The organism is Nitrospirota bacterium (assembly GCA_040757335.1).
GTDB lineage: Bacteria > Nitrospirota > Nitrospiria > 2-01-FULL-66-17 > 2-01-FULL-66-17 > JBFLXB01.
Map to the genome: position 1 here is coordinate 61,031 of JBFLXB010000017.1, position 13,233 is coordinate 74,263.

Below are 13,233 nucleotides of genomic sequence, written 5' to 3' on the forward strand. Positions count from 1 at the left end.
GGCGATGGGCGGGTTTTTCAAAACACTGGTGTTTACGGGATGTATGGCGCTCGCGTTCTACGCCGGGTACTGGCTCGGCGATCACCGGCTGGACGACGTGCTGGCGCACGTGAAGTCGCTGCAAGGCGAGCTGGAGGAGAAAACGGCGGCGATCGATCGGCAAATGGTCGCGCTCAAACGGCGCGAGACGCTGGCCCAGGCGCGGGAGGCGCTGGGACGGGCCCGGGAGGCGCTCGCGAACAAAAATTTCGGGGACGCCGAAGAAGAGATTCACGTGGCGGCCGAGCGGATCGGTGCCTTGGCCCGGGATGCGGCGGCCAGCACCAAGGCGGGGCTCACCTCGGTCCGCGACGCCCTCGAGGAGTTGCGCCAAAAGGTGAAGGCCTCGCAGCCCGGGGTTCAGGAACAACTCCGCCGCTTGGCTCGCCGCGTCGACGACCTGGCGCGGCAGTGGGAGTAACATAGACTTGAGTCCGTCGAAGCGGTATCAGTCGGATTGTTAATCGCGGGTCGACGCAACGGAACGATCGTTACGCCCGCTACGCCGACCGCCCCGCCACCAGCGCACGAATCTCCCCGAGACGCGCCTGCGCCGCCTCAACTCCGAGACGGACACAATCCGCGACACGCGAGACGTCGTGCAGTGCAACGTCGCCGGTGGGCGGCACCAGCAGGAGGTCGGCGCGTTGGGCCGAGAGCCTGGCCAGATGGTTGCGGGTGATCTCGGCGGCGCGCAGGACGATCCGAAGCCCGGAGTGGGGTTGGTTGGGAGGGAAGACGGCGTCCGCATCGTCCGAGACCTCGATCGCCACCACGCGCTCCGCCCCCAGTTGACGTGCCGCGTCGACGGGGATGCGACTGGTCCATCCGCCGTCTACGAGCACCCGGCCGTCGAACGCGATCGGGGGGAAGACGCCGGGCAACGCGGCACTACCCAGCACGGCGGGGCGTACCGGTCCTGTCGTATACACCACCTCTTCCCCGGAGACCAGATCGACCGCGACCACGGCCAGCGGCACGCGGGCGCGCTCGAAGGTCGTGTCCGGAATCAACTGGTCGAAGTGCCGGTGAAACACGGTGGGAGCCAGCAGAGACGGCTCGTCGAGGGCGATGCCCCCGGGGCTTGACGCAGCCCGCACGGCGAGCTGGGTCAACGTCGGCGCGAAGCGCTTGAAGAACTCGCCCAGGGTCCCTTCCACGGCGTCGATAGTGGGCAGCAGGGCATAGAGTGCCGCGACGATCGCGCCCATACTGGTGCCGGCGATTGCGCGAGGCGCCAGGCCCTCCCGCTCCAGCACGCGCAGCACGCCGAGGTGGGCGAACCCTCGTACCCCGCCGCCCCCTAGGGCCAGACCAAGAGAAGCCATGCGGGTTACTCGGCCTTGGCGGCCTCCCCGGCGGTCTTTTTGGCCATTTTCGCGGAGAGCCGGGCCTGTTGAGCCGACGCGGCGCGGCGGCGACGTTGCAGCCGACGAAGCGCCTTTCGCAAACCGCGAAGCGTCGGGTCCTGGCGTGCGGAGGCCACGGCCGCCCGCCGGTCTTTGACGCGCTGTTTCGCGCCGGCGATCGCTTTGCTGATATCGGTCGATTGAGTCATCGCATCGAGTCTCCTTTCCGATTCGGAGCCTACCACACCTCCTCCTGCGTGGCAACGGGGTCGAGAGGCGAAACATACTGTGACGGATTATCGGGTCCGCGTTGCGCGGCCGGCCCCTTGTCGGTATAATCCGCATGTGCGCCGATGATCCAGGACGACTTGACAGCGCTGCGCGACCGGGAAGTCGAAGTGATCTATGAGGGCGTGCTGTACCGTGGTCGGCTGGTCGGCGCCGATGAAACGGATCTCTACCTCGTGACCACGGCCGGATCGGTCACGCTCCCGTTGGCCGGCATCTCGTCCGTGCGAGCGGCGGCGTAGAGGCCTCCTCCCGACGCGATCACCACAAGCCACCATGTCCGACCAAATCCCTTCCGCTTCCTGGTCCCCGCCGGCTTCGTCGGAACCGTCGGTGCGGGAGATCCCGCTGGACGAGCCTCAAGCGCGTCCCGCCTACGGGCTTGCGTTGGCCTTGTTCGTAGCCACGCTGGGGACCACGCTGCTGGCCGGCGCGCTCATGGACGGCGCGAATCCGTTCATTCATCCGGCGGACCTTGTCCGCGGGATCCCGTTTTCGCTCACCCTGATGGCGATCTTATTGACCCACGAGATGGGGCACTACATCACCTCCCGCCACTACGGGGTGCGAGCCAGTCTGCCGTATTTTATCCCCGCGCCCCCGATTCTCTTCATGATCGGGACGTTCGGCGCGTTTATCAATATGCGCTCCCCGATCCTGCGCCGCGGCCCGCTGCTGGAGATCGGGGCTATGGGACCCATCGCGGGGTTCGTGGTGGCGGTGGTGGCCGTGATTGCGGGCCTCCTGCAGTCCTCGGTCCAGCCCGAGAATTCGCTCGACGGCATGAAGCTGGGTTCACCGTTGTTGCTGCAAGGTCTCGGAGCGTGGCTGGTGGACACCCCGGCCAAAGGATACGACCTCGTGCTCCATCCCGTGGCGTTTGCGGGGTGGATCGGATTGTTCGTGACCGCGCTGAACCTGTTGCCCATCGGGCAACTCGACGGCGGACACATCACCTACGCGTTGTTCGGAAGGCGGCATAAGATGATTTCGATCATCGCGGTACTGGGGCTCGCGGTCTTGGGTGTGGTCGGCTGGCCGGGTTGGCTGGTGTGGGGCATCTTGGGCGCCATGCTTGGTTTGCGCCATCCGCCGGTCATTGATCAGACCCTCCCCCTGAACCGGCGCCAACGCGCGATTGCGTGGGCCAGCCTCGTCATTTTTGTCTTGACGTTTACCCCCGTCCCATTTTCGGTCTAACCAGGGAGCGCGTCAGCGGTGGTACAACCGGTGGCCTCGCGCCGCCCGGCCGATTCATCCACTCGTTGCAGCAGCAGCAACCCGGCGAAGAACAGCGCACCGATCGACAACACGGCGGCGCGGTGACTGCCGGTCACGCGCGCGATTTCGCCGTAGAGCAACGGCCCGAGGGTGGCAGCGAATTTGCTGGTCAGCGAGAACAATCCGAAAAATTCTGCGCCCCGGCCCGGGGGCGCGAAGTGCGCCAGCAACGTGCGACTGGCGGCTTGATTGCCCCCGAGCAACGCCCCGGTGAACAAGCCGATGGCGTAGAACTCGGGCGCGGTTTCAACTTGAGACGCCCAGATCGTCAGACCAATGAGCACGACGAGCGTGACCGAGATGGCGCGTACGCCGCCCAAGCGATCGGTCACCCACCCGAATCCCCACGCCCCGGCGGCGGACGAGAGTTGCATGATGAGGAAAAAAATCACCAGCTCGTTGGCGGTGAACGCGAGCACCTGGGTCGCGAAGATCGCAGCGAACACGAACACGGTATTGACCGCGTCGTTGTAGAGAAAATACGCCAGAAAGTATCGCAGCAGGCTGCGGTATTGCCCAAGGCCCCGCAACGTCTCGATTACCCGTTGGACACCTGCAGTCCACGCCGATCCCACGACGCGTGCCGGGATGGCGCGCTCCCGCAGCCACAGAAAGGTGGGCAACGCGGCGATCGCGAAGAACGCGGCAGTCAAGGGGAACGCCAGGCGATAGCGGGAGGCGGCCTCACCATCCATGCCGCCCGCAATAAACGGATAGACCAATGCGAGCGACACCAGGCCCCCCAGGTAGCCGAACCCCCAGCCCCACCCCGACAGGCGACCCATGGCATCGGCGGTCGTCAACTCTTTGAGAAAGGCATCGTAGAGGTGCAGGGCGGCGTTGTAGCCGATATTGGCCACGATGAACAGCCCCAGGCCCCACGCGAGGTCGCCGGGTCCCACCCAACCCAACAAGAACGTGGGAACGACGCACACCGTCGTCATGGCGATGAGAAACCAGCGTTTGGACGCGGTGGCGTCGGCGACCGCACCCAAGATCGGAGACAACAGACCCGCCAGCAGCATCGAAACTGCGTATCCGCGTCCCCACCAGGCTTCTCCGTCTTGCGGGGCAACCACGCGCGCGAAGTACACGCTGTACGCGACCGTGACGATGATCGTTGTAAACGCGGAGTTGGCGAAGTCGTAGCCGCACCACGCCCACCGTTCTTTGACGGATGCCGGCGCGTCAGTCACGCGACGAGGTGGATGATTGATTAAGCACGGCGAGCATCGCGTCGTGGATCTTGCCGTTACTGGCGACGATTTCGGGAGTGTAGGGCGAAAAGGCGCGGCCCGAAAAATCCGTCACGCGGCCGCCGGCTTCTTCCACGATGACCTGGCCGGCTGCGGTGTCCCAGGGGGAGAGCGACAGCTCCCAGAAGCCGTCGGAGCGACCCGCGGCCACGTAGCACAGGTCCAGCGCCGCGGAGCCGGTCCGTCGCACGCCCTGGACCACGCGGCTCATGGCTTCGAAATGTCGAAAATTGACGTTGGTGTCCCGTTTGGGATCGTACGCGAATCCGGTGACGACCAGACTCTCCTTGAGCACGTCGGTCGACGACACCGAGAGCGGGCGACCGTTGCAGGCGGCTCCGCCGCCGCGCACCGCGGTGAAGAGTTCGTCGCGCAGGGGATCGCACACCACGCCCAGAATCATGCGTTCCGCGTGCTGCAACCCGATGGAGACGCAGAAGAACGGAAACCGATGCGCGTAGTTCGTAGTCCCGTCCAGGGGGTCGATCAGCCAGCGGTACGGCGAAGGACTTTCGTGGAGCGATCCTTCTTCGGCCAGGATGCCGTGATCCGGCACCTTGGCCCGCAGGCGGTCCACCACGGCGCGTTCGGCCGCCACGTCGATCTGGGTGACCAGATTGATCGCGCCTTTGAAGCGGATATCGAGGACGTCGGACATGCCGCGGTAAATGATGTCGCCCGCGGCGCGTGCGGCATCCACCGCGAGCGCCAGCCAGTCGTCGTAGGGATCTTCCGGATCAGCCATGCCGCGCATGATACCACACGCTTCACGTGATCGGTCATTCCCCTTCGGGATCGGCATGACGCGTCGCACGATCCGCCGCCGACGGGGTCGACGCGGCCGTATCCGGCGCGCGATGCTGGCGCTGGCGCTACCCGTGGTGGCGTCGACTCTGCTCGAGCGCGCGGTCGTCATCATCGACGTGTTCCTGGTCGGTGGGCTCGGCGCCTCCGCGATCGCGGCCGCCGGCGCCAGCCAGTTGCTCGTGCTGACGTTGGTGAGTCTGGTGTCGGGATTGCCCGCAGGCACCGTGGTCGTGGTGGCGCAACTCTGGGGCGCGGGGCGAAAGGCGGAAGCCGCGGCCGGCGCGCGCCGCGTCGTGGGGATCGCCGCCGTGGTCGGGTGTGCCGTCGGAGCAGTGGGGATGATCTGGGGCGCGGACGCCGTGGTGTTGCTCGGAGCCGCCCCTGACGTCGTCAATCTGGCGCAGCCGTATCTGCGAATCGTTTTTCTGGCGTTCCCGTTGATGCTGTTGGTCACGATCCTGTCCGGCGTCCTGCAAGGCACGGGCGACACCAAGAGCCCGCTCTACGTGACCGTGGTCATGAACGTGATCCACGTCGCGATCGCGTATCCGACGATCTACGGCCGATGGGGCCTGCCGCGGTGGGAACTGGAAGGGGCCGCCGTCGCGGTCGCCGTGTCCACCCTGGTGGGTAGCGGCTGGCTGTTCGCTCTCGTGCACCGTCGCGGTCTCTTGGCGCGCGGCCGCAGCGAGCGCTTCGCGCGCGCGGTGGCGCGGGTCGGCGCGCCCGTGTCCATCGACCGCACGCTGCAACACGCGTCGCAGCTCGTGTTTGCAAACGTGGTGCTGTTGTACGGCACCGCGGCGTATGCCGCACACCAGGTGGGGCTGGCCATTGAAGCACTGTCATTTCTGCCTGGAGCGGGGTTCGCGTTGGCGGCGGAAACCGCGTTCGGTCGGAGTCTGGGGGCCAACAACGTGGCGCGCGCACGCATCCAGAACCTGGAGGCCAACCGCATGGCAGTCTTGACGATGGCGGCCATGGGGGCGGTGTTTTACTTTTTCCCCTATGTCCTGCTCCGATCGTTCACCAGCGATCAGGCCGTCATCGAACTTGGCACTCTCTTTCTGAAAATCGTGGCGCTGCTTCAGATCCCGCTGGCGATCACCATGGTGTTCTCGGGCGCGTTGAAAGGCGCGGGCGACACCCGGTTTCTGCTGGTCAGCACGTTGGTCGGCGCGTGGGGCGTGCGGGTGCCCCTGGCGCTCCTGTTCGCCTACGGGTTCAGTCTCCCGCTCGGGGCGGTGTGGAGCATCATGCTGGCGGATTGGGTCGTTCGGATGGTGCTGGTGCTCGTCCGGTATCGTTCCGGGGCCTGGCGCTCCCAGCGCGTCCTCTGGCGGCCTGAAACGCATTGACAGCGGTTTGAGACCAGCGCTACGATCGATCCGTTCATCAACCACCTCAGGAGGGACGCTCATGCGACGCCTAGTGACACTCACCATTGCGGCGGGGTTTATCGCCATGCTGATGACCGTCGCCGTTCCAGTCGGCGCGCTCGCGTGCGAGAGTGCCGGGGCTTTCAAACACGTGGGCGTGGTCGTGGCGGTGGATGCCACGGCCTTAACCGTCACCATCAATGATGCCGAGAGCGGTGAGCCGATCACGTTTGCGGCCACGGCCCAGCAACTCAAGGACATCAAACCCGGCGATCAAGTGATGATCGGCTTCGTTGAGAAGGATGGGACGCTGACGGCGGTTCAGATCCAGTCGTAGAGAGCCTGTCCATGAACCTGGCCGCGCCTAGGGCGCGAATGGTGATCGTCCCGAAGGGGCCTCACAGGTGGCGCAGCAATGGCCATCTGCGGCGTTGCCGCGCTTGCTTCTCCAAGCGAGCGGACCGGGCTATTGCCAGCGCGACAGATCCGCGCGAATCGCTTTCCGGTGCTCACGTACGACCCAGTACGCTGCGCTCCGGTTCTAGCGGCGCCTTGCATCTGACGCATTCCTGAACAGGCTCTCAGACGAAAGGCAAGGCAGTGACCGTTGCGTGAACGGCCGCGTCTTGGCCGATCGTGACGATCGTCCCGGGCGCCTCAACCTTCCGGTTGACGTATCCGAGCGCGATGATGCGTTTGAGCGCGGGGGAATAGACCGACGAGGTAACGTAGCCGGCCTCTTTGTTCTCCCGCAACACCGACGTCACATCGGGGTGGTAGAGTTTGGTCCCGTGCGGAATGGGCTGGTCCGTCTCGGGCAGCAGTCCGACCAACAGCCGATTCACGTGCCCGTACGTTTTGATGCGGGCGATCGTTTCCTGCCCCATGTAGCAACCCTTGGTGTAACTGACCGCTCGCGCTTCGATTCGCGCTTCCGGGGGGAAATTCTCCTCGCTCATGTCCGCCCCGAACCGAGGGACGCCGCTCTCGATACGGACGGCGTCAAGGGCCTCGGCGCCAACCGCTGTTGCCCCTGCTGCAACCAGCGCTTGCCGTGCGACCTCCAGGGCGCCGGCAGGCACGAGCACTTTATACCCGGGTGTCCCAGGGTATCCGGCTTCGGCGATGACCAGTTGATGCCCATTCCACGTCGTTTCGGTGACGGCCAAGTCGGTGGTCGGAACCGCCAGACCGGGAAATGCGACGCCTAGCGTGCGTGGGGCTTCGGGTCCGTAGAGCCCCAGCAGGCCGTGGGTGCTTGAGATGTCGGCAACCGCGGCGTCGCTGCCGATTGTGTAGCGGCTGAGCAGTGCCGGGAGTTTGGCCGCGAGCTCCGGCTCGGAGTCCACCCAGAACCATTCCGGAAGGGCGTACGCGGTGAGATCGGCCTGCATCTTACCTTTGGCGGTCAGTACCGCGCCGTACAGGCCCCGGCCGGGGCTCAGCAACGCCGTGTCGTTGGTGAGGATGCCTTGCAGGAATTTGGCGCGCTCCGCGCCGGTGATCCGGAGCCGCACCCGGTCTGAGTGATCCAGGAGCCCGGCGCCGGCTCGCAGTGCGTGATACTCCTCTTTGAGTCCGGGAGTGGTCAACAGTCTGTCCTCGATCGCGGACAGGATCTTACCACAGCAAGCGCGTCCTGAGACGGGGGCGCATTGCAATTGCAGGAAATCGTTGACAACGTAGTAGGCTTGGTAGATAATGCGGCCGTTTAATCCACGGAGGGGTTATGACGGGTCGGCATACGGGCCTCGCGGTTGTCCTCTTTGCCATCGCGGTCTATAGTTTGCTGGGATGCGAGAAGACCCCGCCGCCACCCCCCACGATTTCCGGCACGGTCAACATCGCCCCTGAACTTGCGAAGGACGTCACGCCGGACTATGTGCTCTTTGTGACCGTTCGGGCCGCCGACGCGCCGCCGTTTGGCCCGCCGATTGCGGCTCATCGGATGACGAACCTCACGTTTCCGGTGCAGTACACGGTGACGCAGAAGGACGTGTTCTTTGAAGGAGTGGTCCTCGAGGGCAAAGTCAACGTCTATGCCAAGTTGGACAAGGACGGCAACGCCGGACCTCCGGAGCCCGGCGACCTCGAGGGAGAGCACAAGGGGAACCCCGTGATGGTCGGCGCGACCGGCGTTGACATCGTCATCGACAAAATCCATTGATCCTCGGCCCGGCCCCAAAGAGCCTTCCCCACCGGTGGACCGAGACCCCAAGGGCCCGCGTTGTGACGTGTGCGGGGGCCCCATGTTGGACATTCATTGTAAGTTGGTCTGTCGGCGCTGCGGGTATATGCGCGACTGTTCCGACCCGTGAGGGAAGCCTTTACAAGCCCTCGGTTCCCGGCTATCTTTTCGCGCGCGAAGGCTCAGAAAGGAGAGAAACCGACAGAAGATTCGAACGGTAAAGGACCGAAGACCCTAAGGTGATGAGGGGGAGATCATCACACATCTCTTCAGGTAGGAGGAGAGCGATGAAACGACATCTGGTACTTGGTGCGGTCCTGGCGGCCCTGGTCGGCGTGACGTCGACCTCGTGGGCGCTGGATGTCAACTGGGGCGGTGACTACCGCATTCGCGGATTCTACATCGACAATCTCACGGACGGCGACAGCGATTTTCGAGACTCCGCAGCCTACTATTCGTCGCGGTTTATGCTCACGACGACCGCCACTCAGGATGGGGTGAGCGGGGTCGTAACGCTGCTTGCGGGCTCCCAGAATGCCACCGGAAATCGGCTGCTGGGCGACGGCACGGGGTCTCTTCCTGGTGCCGCTGATGATGATGGTTTTGCGTTTGGACCAACCGGGACTTCGGTTGAGATCCTCGAAGCGTATATCAAGGCGGATTTCAAGACGTGGGCGTTGACGGGCGGCCGCGCCGGCCTCAAATTCGGCAACGGCGTGATCATGGATGATTGGGTAGACGGTATCTGGGCTGACCTTGGGCTGGGAGGAATGACCCTCACCGTCGGTACCGCTAAGTTTGACGAGCGGACGGACAACAACGCCGTGTTCATCGGTAACTCCACTCCCGGCGGGCCAGGGGTTGACAGCGGGCCTGGCGATGACGCCGATCTGTACTTCGTGAACGCCGGTTTGGGCAAGACGGGCGCTGCTAGCGGAACGAACGTATTCCTGCTGTACCTGATGGACCGCTCCACACTCGGACTCGATCCCACCGGGGCGCTCGGCATCCCGGCTGGCCAGGAGGCTACGGTTTGGACACTCGGTGCAGCGACCGAACTGGATATGAACGGGCTCAAGCTGAAAGGCGAATTCGATTATCTGAACGGAACCTACAAGCCGCTAACCGGGTCCGATATCGACCTCCAGGGGTACAACCTTGTGCTCGGCGCGAAGATGGATGCGGGTGGGATTCCGTTGGGTGTGGACCTGATCTATACCTCGGGTCAGGACAACAATTCGACCTCGACTGATGGCAATATCAACGGACTGAGCGGGAACTACCCAATCGGGATCATCATTACAAACTCAGGCGCTAGATCCGCTGGAGTCACTGACGGTACGTGCGTGAGTGTCGGCGGTACGAATACGTACAGTGGCGGGTCGGGAAGTTGCCTCGGCGGAGATGGCCTCACCGCAATCAAGGTGTCGACTGGTATGACGCACGGAGCCCACACGATTGACCTCGCGGCGATCTGGGCGCAAGCGACAGAAGATCCATTCGACTTCGGAAGCGGTCTCGCTCCAGATCAGGCGGGTTATGACGCAGGCACCGATCTCGGCATTGAACTGGATGCGACGGTGACTTGGTCGCTCACCAAGAATCTCAGTTTGATGGGGGGAGTCGGTTATTTATTGGCGGGAGACTATTTTAAGTCCCTTCCAAACAATTCGGAACCAAACGGTGCGACCGACGATCTGGTTGTTCTAGTCGCGCAACTCGGGTACACGTTCTAGCTAGTGATCTAACTTTCGTTTCTCTTGGGGGGCCGGTATCGCACCGGCCCCCTTTTTTTCGTCGGTTTTCTCCCGCATAGCTGCTTTGACCGCACGCTTGACAATTCCACGACCCGATGTATCGTTTCCCCCAACATCTACGGGATGGAGCCCGGAACAAGAGCAAACCAGCCGAAAGGCTGGGACGCAAAGCCTCAAGGCTTCGCCGTCGAGGGAGTTCTCGACGGCATGCTGGTTGGGCCGCTCCGGGTCAGACACAAGCCACACGGGTGTTTGACGCGCGCGGCCCAGTTCTCGAGGAACTGGGCTTTTTTATTGGGAGGAGGGCAGGGTCATGGGGAACCGACGCGCAGTGGCTTGGACGGTCGGGGTTCTGGGGTTGGCATTGGTGGCGTGTAATAGTGGGGGAAGCAGTAGCAGCACGGTGGCGGGCGTGGGGCTGGAGATGCCCACCGAGATCTCCGCGATTCCGGCCAGCGGCGGTGGGTCCTCGAAGCTCGCGGTCGCGCTGATGGCGCTCGGCGCCGCGGCGGATCCAGGCACGGATTACTCGAACGCGCAGACCGTCCGGTTCGTCAACGAGCCCACGCTGGAGCAATTCGAAATCATCGAAACGATTCTGGACGCCATGGCGCAAACGCACTACGCGGATTCGGACAATATCAATGCCGGACCGTACAAGGCGATGGTGGCGTTCCAGGACGAGCAGAACGGTGTTGAAACCAAGATGTTGGAACCGTGGATCGTCCAGTCGGACCTGATCAGCGAAGGCGGCCAGACCGTGAACCGCGTCCGGGTGTGGATCGAGGAGAACGACGGCGGGCAAATAAGGATCATCAAGGCCGAGGTCAAGATTTACGAAGCCGCGAGCAAAAATGCTGACGGCTCGTATGCAGACTACGGCGTGTGGACGATCAACGCCAAGATGGACGATTCGGGAACGAATTTTTTTGCGGCCGAGGCCTCGCACGGCTCTAACGGAGAAACCGTGCTGACTATCCACGAAAGGAATGAAGAAGGACCGGGGATCACCCACGAGGTCAAGGCGTATCTGAGCAAGGCTGACACGACGGGTCACGGGAAGGTGGAGTATCCGGATTGGAGCAATTGCATGGACCCGAGCTGTGGTGGAAGTGGCCCGCCGCTAACGACCGCGGCGTATTCTTACAACGCCGCCAATCTGGCGGTCCAGAAGGGAAGCGACCCGGTGCAGTTCAAGGACCGGAACGCGATTACCGAACTGACGCACCGTTACGGGATGTTTGACAGCGTGACGGGCGAAGACGTGCTCAAGACCAAATCGTTCGGATTCCCGGTGAGGTTCGCGGATGCGGACGGCACGCACTACGCGTATTACGGTGCGTGGCAGGGGCGCCATCAACTCTGGTCCGACGTCGGTCCTGTACCGGACGACATGACTGTGACCCGCGAGGACCACGGCGCGAACCAGACGGCCGAGAGCTTCACCACGGTGTCATTCGTGGGAACGCTGACCAAGCGCACGCTGGTCGACGCGGCCGCCACCGACGTCCAAGACTTGCCGTTTGAGACCTGGGTGAACCAGAACGCTGATTTGGTCTATAACGGTAGCGATGGTAACTGGTACGAGAATGTGTGCCAGCCGCCCCCGACTGGTGGCTGTGCCGTGAGTTCGACACCGTTTGATCTGACTCGACTGATTGTCGATCCAAACAACATGCGGAAGTTCGTGAATGTGAATGGATTCGATCTGAACGGTTTCCCTGCCGGGCCGGTCATGTTGGTCTACGATCCAGACGGGACCATGGCTCCACACACTCAGGGGGTGGGATTTTACGAAGTCCAAGGTTTTCCACCGAGCGTGACGCACACGGATAACCTTTATACGCCGGCCGACACCGAGCACCTATGGGTGAACATCGGTGGTTCGATCTACATCGAGTATCAGGGTGAGCCGACAGGGTGGGTGGAGAAGGAGCTGGTCAACTTTGATACAAGAACCTGGACGCCCGAGTTTGGTTCCAATGATTTACCCTATATGTTGGAGCTGGGGCGTGAGTACTACATCAACAACCAGGGTGCGAACTACATAGTCAGAAAGACGGCAGACGGACCGCCAGCGGTCTACGACGTGAAGATCGAGCTCCAGACTGTGGCGAATCCGGTCAATGCTGCCACGGTCTTGAGCGGCGTAGATCACTTCCGGGCGCAGTGGGGCAGCAGCAACCAATACGGATTTGATAACGATCCCAACAGCCCGAATTTTCTCAAGTTGATCTGGCTGTCGGGGACCGATAGCCAGGGGAATCCAGTCACGCTTGGTGACGTGGTGACCGACGGACAGTGGGGGTTGGTTGCCGTCGATGCCAGCGACAATGATATTCTCGATGGCCAGGGTCGCCCGATCCAGTTCAACTGGGAGTACCCGAGGGACGGCGAGACCTGGGGCATCATGACGTACCTCGTCGATGCCAACAGCACTTACAAACTGCTTGATGACCCGATCGCTCTGGCGCCAGTCGTGCTTACCAATGGCGCGGGTGATTCCAAGACCCTGTCATTGCGGTATGACGGCTGGATGCACGGGTTGCCGGATCTGTTTGAGGAGCTGCGTAAGAACAACTTTGTCGTCACGCAGGCTGTTTCGGACAAGATCATCACGATTCCGGCCGGCACCGAGCTCACGGACGCGACGGATTCGGCCAAACACTACCTGGTGAAGCCGCTCGAAGTCAGTCAGTTCCTGGAAGTGTTGCCTTCGGATCCGGGCGGACTTGATATGGCGGCGGCAAACGCGGTTGACCTGTCGACCGTGCCCGACTTTGTCGAGCACGGCATGGGGGCGATGCCGAACGTGACCACGGTCAAGTACTCGGAAGGCAACTTGGTCGAGTAACGACCGGCACGACGTAAAAAGGGGGGGGAGCGACC

At 63.0% G+C, this 13,233-nt stretch carries 13 protein-coding genes and 1 riboswitch; of the genes, 8 read left to right on the plus strand and 5 right to left on the minus strand.

What is annotated here, in order from left to right; all coding sequences use genetic code 11:
- Nucleotides 1–4 precede the first annotated feature (4 nt).
- A complete protein-coding gene (locus AB1451_10435) occupies nt 5–460 on the plus strand; it encodes a hypothetical protein (GenBank protein ID MEW6683321.1) in 456 nt (151 codons plus the stop codon).
- A 79-nt stretch (nt 461–539) separates the two neighbouring features.
- Here AB1451_10435 and AB1451_10440 read toward each other — a convergent pair whose 3' ends face one another.
- Nucleotides 540–1,367: a patatin-like phospholipase family protein gene (locus AB1451_10440; protein ID MEW6683322.1), complete on the minus strand. Its 828-nt coding sequence runs from the start codon at nt 1,365–1,367 to the stop codon at nt 540–542.
- 5 nt (nt 1,368–1,372) lie between these two features.
- Nucleotides 1,373–1,597: a hypothetical protein gene (locus AB1451_10445; GenBank protein ID MEW6683323.1), complete on the minus strand. Its 225-nt coding sequence runs from the start codon at nt 1,595–1,597 to the stop codon at nt 1,373–1,375.
- A gap of 144 nt (nt 1,598–1,741) precedes the next feature.
- Here AB1451_10445 and AB1451_10450 point away from each other — a divergent pair, with 144 nt between their 5' ends.
- Together AB1451_10450 and AB1451_10455 are read left to right on the plus strand one after the other, a co-directional pair.
- A complete protein-coding gene (locus tag AB1451_10450) occupies nt 1,742–1,918 on the plus strand; it encodes a hypothetical protein (protein MEW6683324.1) in 177 nt (58 codons plus the stop codon).
- Nucleotides 1,919–1,952: 34 nt separating this feature from the next.
- On the plus strand, nt 1,953–2,876 hold the full coding sequence (locus AB1451_10455) for a site-2 protease family protein (GenBank protein MEW6683325.1): 924 nt from the start codon (nt 1,953–1,955) through the stop codon (nt 2,874–2,876).
- On the opposite strand, the gene AB1451_10460 is transcribed toward AB1451_10455, so the two are convergent.
- Both AB1451_10460 and AB1451_10465 read right to left on the minus strand, forming a co-directional pair.
- Nucleotides 2,873–4,153 (minus strand): MFS transporter, encoded by a 1,281-nt coding sequence (locus tag AB1451_10460; GenBank protein MEW6683326.1) that lies wholly within the window; start codon nt 4,151–4,153, stop codon nt 2,873–2,875. The genes AB1451_10455 and AB1451_10460 overlap by 4 nt on opposite strands.
- Nucleotides 4,146–4,958: an inositol monophosphatase family protein gene (locus tag AB1451_10465; protein MEW6683327.1), complete on the minus strand. Its 813-nt coding sequence runs from the start codon at nt 4,956–4,958 to the stop codon at nt 4,146–4,148. The genes AB1451_10460 and AB1451_10465 overlap by 8 nt, the downstream gene beginning before the upstream one ends.
- A gap of 55 nt (nt 4,959–5,013) precedes the next feature.
- On the opposite strand from AB1451_10465, the gene AB1451_10470 reads away from it, so the two are divergent.
- Nucleotides 5,014–6,378 carry an MATE family efflux transporter gene (locus tag AB1451_10470; protein ID MEW6683328.1) on the plus strand — a complete coding sequence of 455 codons (1,365 nt, stop codon included), beginning with the start codon at nt 5,014–5,016 and terminating at the stop codon, nt 6,376–6,378.
- 61 nt (nt 6,379–6,439) lie between these two features.
- The gene (locus AB1451_10475) at nt 6,440–6,736 is read left to right on the plus strand and encodes a hypothetical protein (protein ID MEW6683329.1); all 297 of its coding nucleotides are present in this window, start codon (nt 6,440–6,442) and stop codon (nt 6,734–6,736) included.
- 244 nt (nt 6,737–6,980) lie between these two features.
- Here the strand turns inward: AB1451_10475 and AB1451_10480 are convergent, their stop codons facing one another.
- Nucleotides 6,981–7,991 (minus strand): glycine cleavage T C-terminal barrel domain-containing protein, encoded by a 1,011-nt coding sequence (locus AB1451_10480; GenBank protein MEW6683330.1) that lies wholly within the window; start codon nt 7,989–7,991, stop codon nt 6,981–6,983.
- A gap of 137 nt (nt 7,992–8,128) precedes the next feature.
- Here AB1451_10480 and AB1451_10485 point away from each other — a divergent pair, with 137 nt between their 5' ends.
- The 3 genes from AB1451_10485 (at nt 8,129) to AB1451_10495 (ending at nt 13,198) form a co-directional block, all read left to right on the plus strand.
- Nucleotides 8,129–8,566: a hypothetical protein gene (locus AB1451_10485; GenBank protein MEW6683331.1), complete on the plus strand. Its 438-nt coding sequence runs from the start codon at nt 8,129–8,131 to the stop codon at nt 8,564–8,566.
- A 308-nt stretch (nt 8,567–8,874) separates the two neighbouring features.
- Entirely contained in the window at nt 8,875–10,323 is a 1,449-nt protein-coding gene (locus AB1451_10490) for a hypothetical protein (GenBank protein MEW6683332.1), read from the plus strand.
- 151 nt (nt 10,324–10,474) lie between these two features.
- A riboswitch (cyclic di-GMP riboswitch) is annotated at nt 10,475–10,571 on the plus strand.
- Nucleotides 10,572–10,657: 86 nt separating this feature from the next.
- Entirely contained in the window at nt 10,658–13,198 is a 2,541-nt protein-coding gene (locus AB1451_10495; protein ID MEW6683333.1) for a hypothetical protein, read from the plus strand.
- The last annotated feature ends 35 nt before the right edge of the window (nt 13,199–13,233 follow it).